Source organism: Arthrobacter sp. ZGTC412, assembly GCF_002929215.1.
In the GTDB taxonomy this organism is placed as follows: Bacteria; Actinomycetota; Actinomycetes; order Actinomycetales; family Micrococcaceae; genus Arthrobacter.
Genome location: NZ_PJII01000009.1, coordinates 24,297 through 41,808, shown reverse-complemented (window position 1 = coordinate 41,808; position 17,512 = coordinate 24,297). Strand labels below are relative to the sequence as shown.

Sequence of the window (17,512 nt, the reverse complement as noted above, 5' to 3'; positions counted from 1 at the left end):
TTATGACTGTTACATCTGCTGCGATGACCTCTTCTGTCACACCTCAGCATGAAGCGGCGCTGCTTGCTTCCGTACCTACCGGGCTGCTCATCAACGGCGAGTGGCGGGAGGCGTCCGACGGCGGCACGTTCGACGTGTACGATCCCGCCACCGGGAAGGTGCTCGCTACCCTCGCCTCAGCGGCCAGCGAAGATGCGGTCGCCGCTTTGGACGCAGCCGACGCCGCGCAGGCGTCCTGGGCTCGGACCGCGCCACGAGTACGTGCGGAAATCCTCCGTCGCGCCTTCGATCTGGTCACGGCCCGTACCGAGGACTTTGCCCTGTTGATGACCCTGGAAATGGGCAAACCCCTGGCTGAGGCCCGCGGCGAAGTCGCCTACGGCGCCGAATTCCTGCGCTGGTTCTCCGAAGAAACAGTCCGCGACTACGGCCGCTACCTGACCTCCCCGGAAGGCAAGAACAAGATCCTGGTCCAGCACAAACCTGTGGGACCCTGTCTGCTGATCACGCCGTGGAACTTCCCCCTAGCGATGGCCACCCGCAAGGTTGCCCCCGCCGTCGCGGCCGGCTGCACCATGGTCCTGAAGCCTGCGAAACTGACTCCACTGACTTCGCAGCTGTTTGCCAAGACCATGATGGAGGCGGGACTGCCCGCCGGAGTCCTCAACGTCGTTTCCTCCGCCTCCGCTTCCGGCATTTCCGGGCCGCTCCTGAAAGACTCCCGCCTGCGGAAGGTCTCCTTCACCGGCTCCACCCCCGTTGGCAAACGGCTCATGGCCGACGCCGCCCAAAACGTCCTCCGGACTTCCATGGAGCTGGGCGGGAACGCACCGTTCATCGTGTTCGAGGACGCTGACCTGGACAAGGCAGTCGAAGGGGCAATGGCTGCCAAGATGCGGAACATGGGCGAAGCCTGCACCGCCGCCAACCGCTTCCTCGTCCAGGAATCCGTCGCGCAGGAATTCACCCGTAAATTCGCCACCGCCATGGCCGCCCTGACCACCGGCCGCGGCACCGAACCCGCCACCCAGGTGGGTCCGCTGATCGACGGCGGAGCCCGAGACGACGTCCACGCCCTGGTAACCGCCGCAGTCGACGCCGGAGCCACCGCCCTCACCGGAGGAGCCCCCATAGACGGACCCGGCTACTTCTACCAGCCCACCGTTCTAGGCAACGTGCCAAACGGTGCCGCAATCCTCGACCAGGAAATCTTCGGACCAGTCGCACCGGTCACCACCTTCGCTACGGAAGCAGATGCGGTCCGGCTGGCCAATACCAGCGAATATGGCCTCGCGTCCTACCTCTACAGCCGCGACTTCAACAAGCTGCTGCGCGTGGCTGAACAGATCGAATTCGGCATGGTCGGGTTCAACGCCGGCGTCATCTCCAACGCAGCAGCACCCTTCGGCGGAGTCAAGCAATCCGGCCTCGGCCGCGAAGGCGGCACCGAAGGCATCGCCGAATACACCACCACCCAATACATCGGCATCGCCGACCCCTACGCAAGCTAGCAGTATCCGAACGTCCCTGCCGCCTGTCCGGAGGGGCGGCAGGCACTCTCTGCTAATTGGATGGCCGCCGCTAGTCAGGAAACAGCGGAACTCCGCATCAGCTTGCACCAGACCTACTCGGTTCAAGGGATGTTTGGATACAACCGAATCGTGAAGGGATATGCAGAGGTGGAGTACACCCCAACCTGACTTCCCTTTGATGGGGCTGCTCAGCAGCCGGAATAACTGTTATCCGGCTCTTGAAAATTTTGCGTAGGAGAGGCGAATTCAGCCTCGTCTTTGTCCGGCTGACTTGACGCATGGCTTCCGCTCCTAAAGCGCTTCAATTGCTGGGCTATGCGCGGTTCGGCTGCCCATTGGTGCACGCCTGCACTGAGAAAACCTTGCCGTTATTGTCGTGGGACCACGTGACGATTGACACATGGGATGCGCAGACTTACCCTTGATTGAAACGCTTCAAAAGAAGCACACTTCAAGGAGGAACTGTGGTTTCTGTAGTGTCGCGGCCCAAGGCCCGCGTATTTGCTCCAGTAGTTGTGTCTGCAGGGGCGCTCGCTCTGCTGCTCACCGGTTGCGGGGCTGGAGGCGGCGGAAACTCCGCCCAGGGTTCGAAAGAATTCTCTTACCTGACCAACGTAGAGAACACCACCATCCGCGGTGAGTTGGAGACGCTAAGCAAGGAGCAGTGCAAGGCTGAAAACGACGCTGCGCCGCTGAAGGTTGAAACGGTTCCCCAGACTGGCCTGGACCAGAAACTGCAGCTGCTCGCCGGACAGAACGCCCTGCCTGTGCAGTTCGCCGCCGGCAACGCACCTGCTCTGACCCAGGACTTGGAAAAGTCGGGAAACATACTCGACTTCGAAAAAGCCTTCGCTGACATGGGCATGACCGATGCCGTCCTTCCCGGAGCCGTATCGACGATCAAGGCCCTCTACGGTGGCAAGCTGAACGTGCTGCCCTACCAGTACAACGTCGAAGGTGTCTGGTACAACAAGAAGCTTTTCGCCGACAACAACATCACCGCACCCAAGACCTGGGACGAGTTCGCCGAAGCCAGCGAAAAGCTGAAGGCAGCCGGCGTCACCCCGCTGTCGGCCTCCGGCGAGCAGGGCTGGCCACTCACCCGGCTCCTCAGCGGTTACCTGTTCAGCGACCTCGGTCCCGACGCGATGAAAAAGGTTGCCGACGGTGAAGCGAAACTGACGGACCCCGAGTATGTGAAAGCCGCTGAGGCCATTGCAGATCTCGGGGCCAAGGGCTACTTCGGACAGGGCGTCGGCTCCATCGACTACGACACCGCCGCCAACCAGTTCATGAGCGGTAAAGCCGGCATGTTCTACATGGGCAGCTGGATCCTGTCGAACTTCAACGACAAGGAAGCCAACAAAATCGGTGAGGAAAACATTGGCTTCCTGCCCTTCCCCAAAGTTTCCGGTGGTGAAGGCATCGACAACCAGTACGCCGCAAACGTGGGCCTGCCGATGACCTTCAACGCGAAAAAGTACGACGACAAGGCTTCAGCGTGGCTGAAGTGCATCGCCACCAACTACGGCAGCAGCGCACTGAAAAACGCCAACTCGATCTCCGGCTTCAAGCAGAACGCCCCCGTTGAGAATGTTCCCCCGCTGGTGAAGTCCACCCAGGAGACGGTCAACAACACCACCGAAAGCGTGCTCTGGTTCGAGGCCCTGTTCAGCACCAAGGCGACCACCACCAGCCAGACAAACGCTGCAGGGCTGGTCTCGGGCAGCATCACCCCGCAGAAGTTCATGGAACTCGTCCAGAACGACCTGAACGCCAAGTAACGTCACTGCCGGGACCGGCCGCACGCCAAACTACACGGCCGGTCCCGGCGCGGCGCTCTGTCACCAACCTCCCCGATGAAAGAAGCACCATGAACAACGTCCTGGGAGACAAGAAGGCTGTTGCCATCCTGCTCGGTCCCGCACTGCTGGTCTACACACTGGCCATGCTGATACCCGTATTCTGGTCCCTCGGCTACACCTTCCTCTCCGGTAACGCCATCACGGGCTTCACATTCGCCGGGCTCTCCAACTTCGCCAAACTCTTCTCAGACCCCGCCGTCGGAGAAGCACTCTGGTTCACCATCCGCTACGCCATCATCATCACCGCAGGACAGGTATTCCTGGGCTACCTACTCTCCCTGCTCTACGTCTTCGCACTCAGGCGCGGATCCAGCCTCATCCGGACGCTGGTGTTCTTCCCCGTGGTGCTGCCCACGGTTGCCGTGGCACTGCTCTTCCAGAAAATGTTCGAAATCGCGCCCCAAAACGGCCTGGTCAACTCCGCCCTTAATGCCTTCGGCATGGGCTCCATCGACTGGTTCGGCGACGGAACGAGGGCTTTCTGGGTCATCATCATCATGGACCTATGGAGGTCCATGGGCTTCTACGCAGTCCTCCTTTACACCGGGCTGGTGGACATCCCGGAGGACATCCTTGAGTCCGCGCGCCTGGACGGCGCCCAGGGACTGCGCCTCATCCGGCACATTGTGCTGCCGCTGTCTATGCCGGTGCTTTTGTCCTCCGTCATCTTCAGCATCAACGGCACATTAAAGGTCTTTGACTCGATCGTCGCGCTGACCAACGGCGGACCGGGAAGTGCCACAACCCCGTTGACCCTTCACATGTTCCGCACGTCGTTCACCTACGGGGACTACGGATACGGCAGCTCCATTGCCCTGCTGCTGACGATTCTCTGCCTCATCGTCACACTTTTCATCTTCCGTTCCTCACGCCGCGACCTCACCAAGGACTGACCGACGATGACCGCTCCTGCCACGTCACCCACCCGCACCAGCACGGGCCCTGCTGTCCCCGGCCCGCGCCGCCGCACCAGCCGCCTCAAGGCGCTGAAGCGCCTGCCGATCAACCTCCTGGTCGCCCTGCTGTTAATTGTGGAAATCTATCCGCTGGTCTGGCTCTTCCTCGGCTCCTTTAAAACCCAGGACGAGTTCCTGAACAGTCCGGTCTGGGCACTTCCGCAGAACTTCAACTTCGGAAATTATGCCGAAGCCTGGACCACCGGCAACCTGGCCACCTACGTGGCCAACAGCCTCATCGCCACGATTCCGTCCCTTTTCCTCATTGTCCTGTTCGGTGTCGCCGCCGGGTTTGCCCTCGAAGTGCTCGTCTGGAAGGGCCGTAACACTGTCCTCCTGACCTTCCTCGCCGGCATCATGGTCCCCGGTCAGATGATCCTGCTCCCGCTCTTCTCCGCCTATTTCCAGATGGGGATCACAGGCACCCTTTGGCCGCTGATCATCACCTACACCGCGACTGGGCTTCCCCTGACGGTATTCATGATGGCGACTTACTTTAGGGCCGTGCCCCGGGAAGTCTTTGAAGCTGCCACCCTGGACGGGGCAAGCATGGTCCGTGCCTTCTTTTCCATTGGATTCCCGATGGTCCGGAACGCAGTCTTTACCGTGGCACTCGTGCAGTTCTTCTTCATCTGGAACGACCTCCTTATCGCCCTGACGTTTACTAACAACGCCGATTTGAACACCATCCAGGTCGGCCTGCTGAACTTCACCGGTGAGTTTGGTGCCGTCCAGTATGGCCCGCTGTTCGCGGCCATCTGCATCAACGTCTTCGGCACGCTTGTCCTGTACTTGTTCCTCAACCAGCGGGTTATGAAGGGACTCGCTGGCGGCGCCGTCAAGGGCTAGATCCCGCCAGCAAACCGTATCCTTGACTGCCCACCATTCACGGCCCTATCCGCTTGCAACACCTCCAGGAGAAACACACATGTCAGCGACCGTTAAACCGGTAACCTTCGAGCACTACCGGGAAGCCATCGGCGTTGGTAACAGCACCCCGCGAATTTCCTGGAAGACCGCTGCACCTGCCGGCTGGACGCCCGCCGCGTACCAGATAGAGACCACCCGTGCCAGTGCTGTCGAAGTAGGCCCCCGGGTGGAGTCCGGCGAATCGGTCCTGGTTCCCTGGCCATCCGCCCCGTTGCTCTCCGGTGAGGAAGTCACCGTGCGTGTGAGGGTTTGGGGCCAAGACGACGCGGAGCCAAGCGGCTGGAGTGCCCCCTCCACGGTCGAGGCAGGCCTCCTTGCCCCTGAGGACTGGGCGGCAACAGCCGTCGCCCCCGCCTGGGGTGAGGACCCGGAGTCCGACCGGCGCCCACCGCTGCTCCGCCGGGACTTCTCAGTGCCGCGTCCCGTCAGCAAAGCTCGGCTTTACGTCACCGCCCATGGCCTCTACGAGGTGGAAATCAATGGAGCCCGTGTGGGCACGGACATCCTCTCCCCCGGCTGGACCGTCTATGGGGAGCGGCTGCGCTACTACACCTACGACGTGACAGAACTGGTGCACCAGGGTGATAACGCGGTGGGAAGCTGGTTGGCTGATGGTTGGTACCGGGGGCGCATCGGCTTCCACGACGGCTACCGCAACCTCTACGGCGACAAGGTCGCACTGCTCGCCCAGCTCCACATCACGCACGACGACGGTTCGATCACCGTCGTGGGCAGCAATACCGAATGGAAGGCCGCCTTCGGCCCCATCGAATTCACCGGGCTCTACGAGGGCGAAACCTACGACGCGCGCCAAGTACCAGAAGGGTGGAGCCAGCCCGGCTTCGACGACGCCGGCTGGAGCCCCGTCGTCGAAGTTGACCGGAACCCATCCACCCTGGTCGCCCCGGACGGCCCGCCGGTGCGCTGCACCGAAGAAGTACCACCGGCCAGGGTGTTCACCAGCCCTGCCGGCAAACTGCTGGTGGACTTCGGCCAGAACCTGGTCGGCCGCCTCCGCATCACCGTCCAGGGAAAGCCAGGCGACCAGATCACCCTGCGCCATGCCGAGGTGCTCCAGGACGGCGAACTGTTCACCCGCCCCCTCCGCAGGGCGATCTCCACCGACACCTACACCATCGCGAGCGACGGATTCGAAACATGGGAACCACGGTTCACCATCCACGGCTTCCGATACGCGGAAATTGACGGCTGGACCGGCGGCGACATCAAAGACAATGTTGTCGCGCGGGTCTACCACACCGACATGGAACGGACCGGCTGGTTCGAAACCTCCAACCCGGACCTGAACCGGCTCCACGAAAACGTCCGCTGGAGCATGCGCGGCAACTTCGTGGACATCCCCACCGACTGCCCCCAGCGCGACGAGAGGCTGGGCTGGACCGGCGACATCCAGGTCTTCGCCCCCACAGCATCATTCCTCTACGACTGCTCCGGGATGCTCGGCTCCTGGCTCAAGGACGTCGCCGTTGAGCAGCTTCCCGACGGCACCATTCCCTGGTACGTTCCGGTAATCCCGGGCGGTGACGAATGGACCCCCATCCGGCCAGGCGCAGTCTGGGGCGACGTGGCAGTGCTGACCCCCTGGACCATCTACGAACGCTTCGGCGACCCACGAGTTCTCAAGGACCAGTACGCCAGTGCCAAGGCCTGGGTGGACCTCATGGATTCCAAAGCAGGGCCCTCACACCTTTGGAACACCGGCTTCCAACTCGGTGACTGGCTAGACCCCACAGCACCCCCGCATGATCCCACAGCCGCGAAAACTGATCCCTACCTCGTCGCAACCGCCTACTTCGCATGGTCCGCCCTCCATCTGGGCAAGACCGCCAGCGTCCTAGGCAACACCGCAGACGAACTTCACTACACCGAACTGAGCCGTGCCGTAGCAAAGGCCTTCGCGGACGAATACATCTTCCCTACCGGCACCGTTGCCGGTGACGCCCAAACGGCCTACGCACTCGCCATCGTTTTTGACCTCTTCCCCAGCGAAGACCAAAAGCAACGGGCGGGAGAGCGCCTCGCCCAGCTCGTCGCCGAGGGCGGAAACAGGATTGCCACTGGTTTCGCCGGCACGCCGCTGATCTCCGATGCCCTCACCAACGTCGGCGCACGCGACACGGCCTACGCCCTCCTGATGGAGAAGGAATGCCCGTCCTGGCTCTACGCCGTGGAGCAGGGCGGAACGACCATCTGGGAGCGTTGGGACGCCATGCAGCCCGATGGAACGGTCAACCCCGGGAACATGACCTCCTTCAACCACTATGCGCTCGGCGCCGTCGCAGACTGGATGCACCGCGTAGTGGCCGGCATCTCCCTGCTGGAGCCCGGTTACCGCAAGATCCTTTTCAAACCCCGCCCCGGTGGAAACCTCACCAACGCATCCGCACGGCACGAAACACCCTATGGAAGGGCCAGTATCGCCTGGACGCTGAAACGTGCGGGTCTGGAAGTCAAAGTCGACGTGCCAACAGGCTGCACGGCAAGGGTGGAACTCCCCGGCCAAGAGCCACTGGAAATCGGCTCAGGAACCTTCAACTACGTGGTGGAAACGGTGGCTTAGCGTCCCAGCGTGCTGGCGCGGGCAAACAGTGTCGGCTCCAGCATCAGGGTGCGGTGCACGTGTTGGCCGGGCTGGTTCACTTCCTCCAACAGGAGGCTAGTGGCCACCCGGCCCATCTCGTGTCCCGGCTGGCCCACGGTGGACATGGGGATGGCGCCTTCGGTGGCGAATTGGTTGTTGTCGTAGCCAATCACCGCGATGTCCTGGGGAACCTTCAGGCCATAAGTCCCTGTGAGTTCATGGATCATGCCCGCAGCCAACTGGTCCGAGGGCGCGATGATGCCATCAGGCATCCTGCTCCGGCCACGGCTGGCAAGGTCACCCGCGATCCGGCGGCCCTCCGGGCTGTTAAGGCTCCTGCCCATGATCACCTCGAGCGATACCATTCCCCTGGTTTCAGAGGCGGCGCGCATGGCGCCCTTGCGGCGGTCGTTCACAGCATGCAGGTCATCCGGGCCTCCGGCGAATACGAGCCGACGGCGGCCAAGGCCGATGAGGTGGCGGGCCGCGAGGTAGCCCCCGTGTTCCTCATCCACAAGAACGCTGCAGCAGTCCGTCCGCCCGCCGGCGTAGTTCACCAGGACGATGTTGCGGCCATGGCGGCGCACACGGTCCACTCCTCCCAACCCTGCATCCAAAGGGGCAAGGATGATGCCGGCCACCCGTGCCTCATCAAAGATGTCGAGATAGCCCTCCTGCTTCTGGAAATCCACATCGCTGTTCGCCAGTAGGAGGGAGTGGCCGCGTTCAGTGGCAGCGCTCTCAGCACCGCGGGCAATGTCGACGAAGAGGGAGTTGCCCACATCGGTCAGTACCAACCCGATGGTCCTGCTGCTTCCGGCCGCCAGCGATCGTGCCGCAGAGTTACGGACAAAACCGAGCTCGTCGATGGCAGCCTGCACCCTGAGCCGGGTCTTCTCAGACACGATTTCTGGCTTATTCAGCACATTCGAAACAGTGCCTAAGGAGACCCCGGCCACCCGGGCAACGTCATTCATGCTGGGGGCAGAATCCGCTGAGGCTTCGGCAACGCTGTGTGGTGGCACGTTCTCTCGATACTCCCTCAAATGATCAGGTACCCAGTTTTTCACACCTTCCTACCAAGCAGCTTTCTGTGAGGTCAACAGTCCAACATCGGCAAAGGCGTTGTGCCCTATCCCGGTCCGTGGAATGGCGTCCTATGCACTCTGCAGTAGGCATAGGGGGACATGGGTGCCGAAGACCCTCCTAATTCGTAGCCGTGCCCGGGGTAGCGGCTGCGGATGATCCGGCATGGTTGGACTCTTTGTGATGGCCGTTGCGACGCATTTTCAACCCGACCAAATGCACCAGGACCCCAACAGTAGTGAGGGCTATGCCAATGGTGATGTAAAGCGGGTCAAGCGTTACCAGCGGCAGGGAACCGAGCCCGCAAAGTACCCGCTCGGGCCACCGCGCTGGGCCAAACATCCAGGCTCCCGTGGCTACGGCAAGTGCGGCTACAGCCAGCAGGGAAACGCCAAGTGCCAACGCGATGGTTCCGATTCCACCTTGCATGAGCAAACCTATGCCCGGGCCGGAAAGAACAAAGATGAACGGTACGAGGAAGGCAGAAAGGGTGTACCGCCAGGTGAGCCACATGGTGGTAAAACTCGCCCGGCCAAACCAGGACATCCAACTTCTGCTAGCCGCATATGTGCCCGCGAAGGTATAGGCGGGCCGGCGTAGAACAGCACGCTTATGTCGAGAGGTCACGCAGTCCAGTGGATACGTGAGCGGAATCCTACTGATGGCATCCGCAAGGGGAAAGGCCAGTTAGATTGAAAGGACCCTATCCTGCCAAGGAGACCCATGCCGCGCCCGCGATCGCCACTTCTGTCCGTCGATGCCATTGTCAGTGCTGCCCTGTCACTGGTGGATGCCTATGGAGACTTCAGTTTCCCTAAGATCGGTAAGGAGCTGGGGGTCAGTCAGTCCGCCCTCTATAACTACATCGAGAACCGTGAGCACATCGTCGAGCTCATGCGCGGACGCGTTTTTTCCAGTCGGGCGCCTCTCGATATTGAGGACCTCTCATGGGAGGACGCGCTTCGGACTTTGGCGCAGGGTTACCGTGACGGCCTGCTGGAGCATCCCCGGCTGGTGCCGCTCCTGGTGACCCAGACAATTCGGGATCTGGCCGTAATGGGCATTTACGAGGACATGGTTATCGTTTTGGGGAAGGCTGGCCTGCCAACTTCCGCGGTGGTTCCTGCCATCAGTACCGTGGACTACCTCGTTCTCGGATCTGCCCTGGAGCTTACCGCTCCGGAAGTCGTCTGGTCTCCCCCGCCAGGCCAGTTTCCCGCGCTTTCCGCGGTCATCGCGAACCTCGGCCCTCCTGCAAGACGGTCCGATGCTGCCTTCGCCTTTGGAATGGAGGTGCTCCTTGCCGGGCTCCGTCAAGGCGTAGGAAGAGTTTCTGAAACCCTTTCGTAAAAACCCTTGTGCTGGCGAGGTGTCATCCTCATAATAAATGAAGACCATTCATTTTGTGACGGTCTTCACTCCATCCCAGCAAGGAGCTGTCCATGTCCCAGGACCACGAAACAGGGCGTGTTCCCCTGACCGCCACGCGGGCCATCTCGGTATTCGGCATCAGTGTGGTGGGCTTCATGACCGCCAAACTGGTGCCGGTCATGATCGTCGCCCTAACAGGAGAACCGGGCTTCTCAGATACTGAAGCGGGGACACTCATGACGGGTTCGCTCCTCGCTTGTGCGCTCACCTGCCTCCTGACGTCGAAGTGGGCGTCCCGGAACGGGAGGTACCTTATCGCCCGGGCCGGACTCGTGTTGACCGCGGCGGGCTTCGGCGCTGCTGCCTTCATCCCGTCCGCGCCCGTTGTCATTGCCGGCGTCCTCCTGGGCGGGCTTGGAGCCGGCGGAGCGGTTTCGGCTGGCGGTGCTGCCCTGGGCGCTCTTCGCAATCCTGACCGCGCATCCGGCATCAGCGGATTCACGAACCGTGCAATCGTATCGGTTATCCTCTTCGTCATCCCTGTTCTGGGCGCGGGCATGAGCAGCGCATTTGGCCTGTTGGCGGGCCTGGCCCTGGCCGCCCTGTTCACCACCGCCTGGCTGCCGGACCGCCCCTCGACCCAAGCCATCCCGGCGGTCTCCCAGCCCAAGAAGACCTCGAGGACAACCGCCCTGGCAGGATTCGGGTTGCTTGCATGCTTCGCTTTGTGGGCCTTGAGCGAAGACTCACTGTGGGCTGTCGCAGCCACCATGGGCGCAGACCAAGCGCAGCTGGATGAAACCGGAATGGGACTGGTCCTGAGCCTGTCGACCTTAGGCGGACTGATCGCCTCCGGTCTTGTGGGCCTGGCCGGGCGGCGGCTTGGCCGGACAATACCGCTGGCGGTGGCCCTGCTGGCCGGCGCTGCCCTGAAGATGCTCTCGGGAATCGTCACTGATCCCGGCTGGTACATGGCCGTCATCATCGCCTGGAACACCCTCTACATGCTGGCATTCATCTATATTGTGGCCATCGCAGCTGCCCTGGACGCGGCGGGCCGCTGGTCCGCACCGGTCCTCGGGGTCTATCTGGTCGGGTCTTCGTTCGCTCCCTTCTTCGGAACGTTCGTCTCGGCCACCGCCGGCTACGACGTCCTCGGCTATGTCCTGGCCGGCATGACAGTGGTCCTGATGGTTCCGCTGCTCCTCATTTCCAGGCTGTCGGTCCGGACCGAAAAGGCCAGCGCCAACGACCCTTCCCACGACATCAACCAGGCGGCGATCGCCTGATGTCCCGCCCCTCCCCCGAAGAAAGCACTCCCTTGCCTCGCACGCTGTATACAAACGCCACCGTCTTCACCGCCGAAGGCTTCCTCGCCGACGCCTTCGTAGTCGAAGGGTCCCGCTTCCTTCACGTAGGGAAGGAAGCCGACGCACGACAGATCGCAGGAGAGAGTGCGACTGAAGTGGATCTCGGTGGCGGCTTTGTCCTTCCCGGGTTCATCGACGCCCACACACACCTTTTAATGATGGGACAGGCCTTGCAAAAGGTCCCGCTGCGCGAGGCATCCAACCTTGCTGATCTTCAGCGCTGCCTTCGGGAGGCCGCCGACAGCACCGCCGCGCAACGAATCCTGGGCGCCGGATGGCTCTACAGTTCACTGGACGAAAAACAACCCACCAAGGAATTGCTGGACGAAGCAGTACCTGACCGGCCCGTTTACCTGGATGCCAACGACCTGCACTCGGTATGGGTAAACAGCGCCGCCCTGGCGGAACTGGGAATTGATGACAACACCCCCGACCCGATCGGCGGGCGCATCGGCCGGAACCCGCTAACCGGGAAAGCCGACGGCATGCTGTATGAGACCGCAACACAGCAGATCGTCTGGCCTGCCCTCGCCGCCTACACCAGCGACAAGGACCGGGATGCCCAGCTGGAGGAGGCCTTCACCAACTACCTCGCCGTCGGCGTCACAGGAGCTGTGGACATGGCGGTCCAGGACGATGACCTCGCAGCCTTCCGCCGTGCCCTGGCACGGCACAACAACACACTCCCGATCAGGGTCAAGGGGCACATCCTGGTGTCCCGCCACGAATCCGAGGCCGCGAACGTCGCCCAAGTGCATAAAGCCGCCGCTCTGGCCACCGAGCTGAACAGCGACTGGCTGCAGATCTGTGGAATCAAATTGGTCGTTGACGGTGTCATTGACAGCTGCACAGCCGCCATGAAGGAGCCCTACGCCGACGGCAGCTCGTGCGAACCCATCTGGGACCGCGAATCCCTGACCCCCGTCGTAGCGGCCGCCGACGCAGCCGGGCTCCAGATAGCACTGCACGCCATCGGCGACGAGGCCTCCGACATAGCCCTGGACGCCCTGGAGGAGGCCGGCCGCCGCAACGGCCCAAGAGACCGCAGGCATCGCATCGAACACCTCGAAACGGTGACCGAAGCCAACGTCAAGCGCCTTGCAGCGCTCGGCGTCGTGGCTTCAATGCAGCCTGTCCACGCCGATCCTGCCATCCAGGAGAACTGGCAAAGCATGCTCGGCGACCACCGCATTGAAAGGGCATACCCTTGGACCGAATTCACCGACGCCGGCGCAACTTTGGCCCTCAGTACCGACGCGCCCACCGCCCCCCACCAGCCCTTGCCCAACTTGTATGTCGCATCAACCCGGCTCTCCGCCCTGAACCCCACCCTTGAAGCCAACCTGCCCGGGTACGCCCTAAACCTCGCTGACGCGCTCGGGCATGCGACCCGTGACGCCGCGTTCTCCTGCCGGGCCGAGGACCGGCAGGGCCGCATCGCGGCCGGCTACCTGGCAGACTTCACTGTCCTGGACAGCAACCCGCTGGCCGCCGAGCCTGCACAACTACTGGCAAACAAGGCCCGCATGACCGTCGTTGGGGGCAAAGTGGCCTTCCACGCCGGCACCACCACAGCTGCCCCCTTCCAAGGCGGGCACGCCCTCAGCCAGCCCGCCTGAAGCATGGCATTCCCGCCCCATGGTTTCGTGTGGACCAGGCGGAAAGCCCGCCCTGGACAGAGCCGGCGCCGCCTGGTCCAAACGTTGTTCCGCGTCGGCCGTCCCCGCTGCTGTCCGTAAATGCCATCATCCGCGCCCCACTGTCTCTAGTGGATTCCGCCTGCTGCCCTGCCAATTCCCGATGGCTGAGATTAGGGCTCCGAGACCGAGCGAGAATGCGTCATCGGCTCGGCCGCGAGATTCATGTTCTGCTGAGCTGCTGACCGCTGCAGCGAAGCTTGGATTGGTATCGGCCATTGAACCGGGCTCAAATATGTCTGGGGGTGCAGTGACATCGTAGGCGGACCCGAAGATGAAGGATTCCAACGCTACGATCGCAGAAACGATCCGCTCCTGCGGGAATCCGGCATGAAGAAACGCTTTACTGACCACCTCATACATGGCGAGAGTATGCGGGGCATCCGTCACCGGCAGGACGGCGATCACCGGAATCAGTGGAGTGTGCTGCGCAAAAACGTCCCTGTAACTCCAGGCCCAGATTCGGACAGCATTGTCCCACGCAGTAATGTCAAATCTGGAGATATCCACTTGAGCCATCAGGTGGTCCTGCACCAATAACAGGACATCCCGTTTCGCCGCCACGTGGTTATAAAGGGCCGATGGCGCAACGTTGAGCAGTTTTGCCAGTGCTGTCATGGTGAAGCCGCTGTATCCCCTGCGGTTGATCAACTCAAGGGCCGCCCTCGTGGTCCGATCCTTGTCCAGCACGGCTGTAGAGGGGCGGCCGACGCGTCTTGACCGGGTCTCGTCATGGGAGGCGGACTCCGGGTGGGTTGATGGTGCGGGCATCGCCTGCCCTTTCTCTTTGTCCTTGCAGGCCTGTTGCGGGCGGAGACTTGACCTCTTCAACAGACTCGAACTCTAAGTGGCGGCCATTGTTCGAAGGACTATACCTGAAGCTCAATTGACCGTTGCTTGGTGGCTTCGTCGGTATTTGGGGGCCTCGAGCGCCGCTCCTTGGAGAGCTGACAAGTGTGAACCCGGCTATGACACAGCCGCGTCCGGGAGCGGAAAGACCCGGTGACCGAGGGCGGGGCCGTATATCGCTCGGCGATCGCACCCCGATGCGCAAATCCAGAGCAGGTCGCCTGCTTCCGTAATGGCTTCAACCTTGCCCTCGCGGATAACGACTCCTGATTCCGTGACCTGTACCCTCTGTCCCAGAAGCGCGGTGATGTCCCGAGCTTCATGATGGGTCCCGTTGCGCGTTTCCGGCGGCATTGCGCCCCTTCCAATTTTGCTTCTGAAATAGTGACGATTTGTTACCCGCGCCCAGCGGTCCAGCGTAGGGCTTGCGGTTTTTCTATTAGTGGGAAGTGGTGCGCGGCGGAGGGAGCCGGCGGCTGCCGGTGGCTTCGAAGGCGGCAGCCAGGTGCAGCAGCTCCGTGTCGCTGTAGGCCCTGCCGGCGATGGTGAGGCCCACCGGCATGCCGATGTCTTCGGCCATGCCCATGGGAACCGTTACGGTAGGGATGCCCAAGTGCCGGGGAACCAGGTTCCCGTTCGCCACCCACACCCCATTGCGCCAGGCCAAGTCCGCGGAGGCCTCGTTCCGGTCGGCGTCCGCGGGCGCGACGTCCGCAACCGCGGGGAACACGACGGCGTCGATGCCAAGCCCGTCCATCCACTCTTCCAGGTCGATCCGGCGGGTTTCCTCAAGTCCGGTAAGCCCTTCCCGGAGGTGGGGGATATCCGTCAGGGACGGCGCACCGTTTTTCCGGATCCAGGAGGGGTAGTCGCTGATGTCGTCGTCGAAGCCGTGATAGCGGTCCGGCAGGGATCCGTCCGGTGCCGGGAAGATCGCGGCACCGTCGACGTCGGCAAGGCGGTTGAGGTGCGGGTCCGCATTGGCGTCGAGGAAGTCGTTCCATGCCCAGGCGGAGAGGTCCACGATTTCGCGGCGCAGGTAGTCCGGGGACACCAGGCCGCGGGTGGCGATGGTGGGGGCGCCGGGGCGATCCCCCTCGTAGTTCGAGACCACAGGGAAGTCCACCTCGATGACCTCGGCGCCCGCGGCTTCCAGATCATGGCGCGCCGCGCCCCACAAGTCGATGATGGAGGCCCGGGTGTCAATCCGCTGGCCAGTGGGGCCGCCGATGCCGGGAGCCGGTGCGGTGCCGGCGTCCGGGTCTGAATTGATGTACATCCGGGGGATTCCGATGCGCTTGCCGGTCAGGACGCGCTCCGCTGCGGCCCGGTCCGGGACCGCCAGCTCCAGGTATGAGTCCGGGCGAACCTCGGATGCCTTGGGGAGCGGGACCCAGGGCTGTACCCGCCAGAAGTCCCCGCGGGTCTCGGCGTCGTCCGCCACCACGACGTCCAGGACCTCCAAAAGATCGTCCATGGTGCGGGTGTGGGGAACCACCACGTCCATGGTGGGGACCAGCGGCCAGTTGCCGCGGACGGAGATCACACCGCGTGAAGGGGTGTAGGCGCACAGGGCGTTGTTCGACGCCGGCGCCCGGCCGGAGGACCACGTTTCCTCCGCGAGACCGAAGGCGGCGAAGCTGGCGGCGGTGGCCGTACCGGAACCGTTCGAGGATCCGGAAGCGAAGGCTGCCGTGAGGTAGGCGGCGTTGTAGGGGCTTTCCGCCCTGCCGTAGACACCGCGCTGCATCCCGCCGTTGGCCATTGGGGGCATGTTGGTAAGGCCGATGAGGACGGCGCCTCCGGCACGCAGCCGCTCGATGGTGAAGGCGTCGTTCTGGGCCACCAGGTCCTTGAACGCCGGGGACCCTGCGGCGACGGTGAGGCCGCGCGCCTGGTAGCTGTCCTTGGCAGTGTAGGGAATGCCGTCGAGAGGCCCCAGCACAGTTCCGCCGGCGCGGCGCTCGTCCGACGCCCTTGCGTCATCCAGCGCGTCCGGGTTCATCACTACAAGCGCGTTCAGGCAGATGCCAGACGAGTCATACTTCTCGATCCGCTGCAGGTAAAGGCGCACGAGCTCCTCGCTGGTGACCTCACCTGCCTCCAGCGCCGCCCTCAGCTGGCTGATGCTGGCTTCCACGACCTTGAACAGGCTCACGCCGGGGAGCCTTTCCTTGCGAGGGCCGGCTGCTGCTGGGTGATGCAATGGATGCCGCCGCCGAAGGCGAAGATGTCCCGGGCGTCCACCAGTTCCACCGTCCGGCCCCCATAGGCACGTTCCAGGATGCCCGCGGCAATGACGTCGTGGGGATCGCCGAAGGCACACAGCACCACCACGTCGTTCGCCACATAGTGGTTAATGTAAGACCAGTCCACGAACCCTTCGCCGTCTCTAAGGACGGTGGGTGCCGGGACGTCGATGATCCGCAGGGGACGGCCCCTGGCATCCACCTCGCCAGCGAGGACGGCGGAAAGTTCCCGATACACGGCATGGTCAGGGTGGGCAGGATCGTCCTGGCGGTGCAGTAGGACAGTGCCGGGGCCGGCGAAGGAAGCCACGATATCAACGTGGCCGCGCGTGCCGAACTCGTCGTAGTCGCGCGTCAGGCCGCGCGGCAGCCAGATGGCCTTGGTGGTGCCCAAGGCAGCGTGGATTTCGGCTTCAACTGATTCTCTGGTCGCGCCGGGGTTGCGTCCCGGGTCCAGTTGGACCGTCTCGGTCAGCAGCACGGTTCCTTCACCGTCCACGTGGAACCCACCGCCCTCGTTGACCAGCGGACTGGGCCGGACCGGTACTGAAACCTCCGCGGCCACTGCGCGTGCCACGTCCTGGTCATTTTTCCACGCGGCCCACTCCTGTGCGCCCCAGCCGTTGAAGAGCCAGTCGACGGCGGCCAACGAGCCGTCAGGTTGGTGGACGAACGTGGGCCCGCTGTCACGCAGCCACGCGTCGTCGAGTGGAACTTGCACTACGGTGATCTCGTCGCCCAGCCACTCTTTGGCGGCGGTGGCATCGCGCGGATCGGCGACGACCGTAACCGGCTCATAGCGGGCGATGGTGCATGCGACAGTGGACCAGGCACCCCGGGCGCGGTCCAGGGTTGGGCTTCCTGCCGGACCGAAGGTTTCATTGGGTGGCGGAAAGGCCATCCAGGTGCCGTGGTGGACCTCCCATTCGGCAGGCATGCGGGTGGTTGCCATCTCCGTGTTAGTGGCTTGGACTGGGGCTTGATCTGGTTTCAAGTGATTTTCTG

13 protein-coding genes are annotated in these 17,512 nt (G+C 62.9%); 8 read left to right on the top strand and 5 right to left on the bottom strand.

Annotation, left to right across the window (positions count from 1 at the left end; all coding sequences use genetic code 11):
- Positions 1-2 precede the first annotated feature (2 nt).
- The 5 genes from CXQ88_RS12010 to CXQ88_RS11990 all read left to right on the top strand — a co-directional run bounded on the left by CXQ88_RS12010 (position 3) and on the right by CXQ88_RS11990 (position 7,864).
- The gene (locus CXQ88_RS12010; RefSeq protein ID WP_181037493.1) at positions 3-1,511 is read left to right on the top strand and encodes an NAD-dependent succinate-semialdehyde dehydrogenase; all 1,509 of its coding nucleotides are present in this window, start codon (positions 3-5) and stop codon (positions 1,509-1,511) included.
- Positions 1,512-1,996: 485 nt separating this feature from the next.
- The gene (locus tag CXQ88_RS12005; protein ID WP_258061835.1) at positions 1,997-3,316 is read left to right on the top strand and encodes an ABC transporter substrate-binding protein; all 1,320 of its coding nucleotides are present in this window, start codon (positions 1,997-1,999) and stop codon (positions 3,314-3,316) included.
- Positions 3,317-3,405: 89 nt separating this feature from the next.
- On the top strand, positions 3,406-4,290 hold the full coding sequence (locus tag CXQ88_RS12000) for a carbohydrate ABC transporter permease (protein WP_104044402.1): 885 nt from the start codon (positions 3,406-3,408) through the stop codon (positions 4,288-4,290).
- A gap of 6 nt (positions 4,291-4,296) precedes the next feature.
- Positions 4,297-5,202, top strand: a complete 906-nt coding sequence (locus CXQ88_RS11995) for a carbohydrate ABC transporter permease (protein WP_104044401.1) — start codon at positions 4,297-4,299, stop codon at positions 5,200-5,202.
- A 79-nt stretch (positions 5,203-5,281) separates the two neighbouring features.
- Positions 5,282-7,864 (top strand): alpha-L-rhamnosidase, encoded by a 2,583-nt coding sequence (locus tag CXQ88_RS11990; protein WP_104044400.1) that lies wholly within the window; start codon positions 5,282-5,284, stop codon positions 7,862-7,864.
- Here CXQ88_RS11990 and CXQ88_RS11985 read toward each other — a convergent pair.
- Both CXQ88_RS11985 and CXQ88_RS11980 read right to left on the bottom strand, forming a co-directional pair.
- Positions 7,861-8,862 carry a LacI family DNA-binding transcriptional regulator gene (locus CXQ88_RS11985; RefSeq protein ID WP_104044399.1) on the bottom strand — a complete coding sequence of 334 codons (1,002 nt, stop codon included), beginning with the start codon at positions 8,860-8,862 and terminating at the stop codon, positions 7,861-7,863. The genes CXQ88_RS11990 and CXQ88_RS11985 overlap by 4 nt on opposite strands.
- Before the next feature lie 229 nt (positions 8,863-9,091).
- A complete protein-coding gene (locus CXQ88_RS11980; RefSeq protein ID WP_181037492.1) occupies positions 9,092-9,517 on the bottom strand; it encodes a hypothetical protein in 426 nt (141 codons plus the stop codon).
- A gap of 177 nt (positions 9,518-9,694) precedes the next feature.
- Between CXQ88_RS11980 and CXQ88_RS11975 the strand changes: the two genes are divergently transcribed.
- The 3 genes from CXQ88_RS11975 (at position 9,695) to CXQ88_RS11965 (ending at position 13,331) form a co-directional block, all read left to right on the top strand.
- The gene (locus tag CXQ88_RS11975) at positions 9,695-10,321 is read left to right on the top strand and encodes a TetR/AcrR family transcriptional regulator (protein WP_104044398.1); all 627 of its coding nucleotides are present in this window, start codon (positions 9,695-9,697) and stop codon (positions 10,319-10,321) included.
- A gap of 92 nt (positions 10,322-10,413) precedes the next feature.
- Positions 10,414-11,631 (top strand): MFS transporter, encoded by a 1,218-nt coding sequence (locus CXQ88_RS11970; RefSeq protein ID WP_104044397.1) that lies wholly within the window; start codon positions 10,414-10,416, stop codon positions 11,629-11,631.
- Positions 11,632-11,663: 32 nt separating this feature from the next.
- The gene (locus CXQ88_RS11965; RefSeq protein ID WP_258061834.1) at positions 11,664-13,331 is read left to right on the top strand and encodes an amidohydrolase; all 1,668 of its coding nucleotides are present in this window, start codon (positions 11,664-11,666) and stop codon (positions 13,329-13,331) included.
- 126 nt (positions 13,332-13,457) lie between these two features.
- On the opposite strand, the gene CXQ88_RS11960 is transcribed toward CXQ88_RS11965, so the two are convergent.
- The 3 genes from CXQ88_RS11960 to CXQ88_RS11945 form a co-directional block, all read right to left on the bottom strand.
- Positions 13,458-14,180 (bottom strand): TetR/AcrR family transcriptional regulator, encoded by a 723-nt coding sequence (locus tag CXQ88_RS11960; protein WP_104044395.1) that lies wholly within the window; start codon positions 14,178-14,180, stop codon positions 13,458-13,460.
- A 517-nt stretch (positions 14,181-14,697) separates the two neighbouring features.
- On the bottom strand, positions 14,698-16,416 hold the full coding sequence (locus CXQ88_RS11950) for an amidase (RefSeq protein ID WP_104044393.1): 1,719 nt from the start codon (positions 16,414-16,416) through the stop codon (positions 14,698-14,700).
- A complete protein-coding gene (locus CXQ88_RS11945; protein WP_258061833.1) occupies positions 16,413-17,459 on the bottom strand; it encodes an agmatine deiminase family protein in 1,047 nt (348 codons plus the stop codon). Before CXQ88_RS11945 ends, CXQ88_RS11950 begins: the two co-directional genes overlap by 4 nt.
- Positions 17,460-17,512 lie beyond the last annotated feature (53 nt).

Excerpts from the sequence above, each read along its gene's own strand:
- CXQ88_RS11945 (WP_258061833.1), bottom strand. The coding sequence starts at position 17,459 with ATGGCAACCACCCGCATGCCTGCCGAATGGGAGGTCCACCACGGCACC.
- CXQ88_RS12010 (WP_181037493.1), top strand. The coding sequence starts at position 3 with ATGACTGTTACATCTGCTGCGATGACCTCTTCTGTCACACCTCAGCAT.
- CXQ88_RS11970 (WP_104044397.1), top strand. The coding sequence starts at position 10,414 with ATGTCCCAGGACCACGAAACAGGGCGTGTTCCCCTGACCGCCACGCGG.
- CXQ88_RS11980 (WP_181037492.1), bottom strand. The coding sequence starts at position 9,517 with ATGTCCTGGTTTGGCCGGGCGAGTTTTACCACCATGTGGCTCACCTGG.
- CXQ88_RS11985 (WP_104044399.1), bottom strand. The coding sequence starts at position 8,862 with ATGAATGACGTTGCCCGGGTGGCCGGGGTCTCCTTAGGCACTGTTTCG.
- CXQ88_RS11995 (WP_104044401.1), top strand. The coding sequence starts at position 4,297 with ATGACCGCTCCTGCCACGTCACCCACCCGCACCAGCACGGGCCCTGCT.
- CXQ88_RS11975 (WP_104044398.1), top strand. The coding sequence starts at position 9,695 with ATGCCGCGCCCGCGATCGCCACTTCTGTCCGTCGATGCCATTGTCAGT.
- CXQ88_RS11990 (WP_104044400.1), top strand. The coding sequence starts at position 5,282 with ATGTCAGCGACCGTTAAACCGGTAACCTTCGAGCACTACCGGGAAGCC.
- CXQ88_RS12000 (WP_104044402.1), top strand. The coding sequence starts at position 3,406 with ATGAACAACGTCCTGGGAGACAAGAAGGCTGTTGCCATCCTGCTCGGT.
- CXQ88_RS11960 (WP_104044395.1), bottom strand. The coding sequence starts at position 14,180 with ATGCCCGCACCATCAACCCACCCGGAGTCCGCCTCCCATGACGAGACC.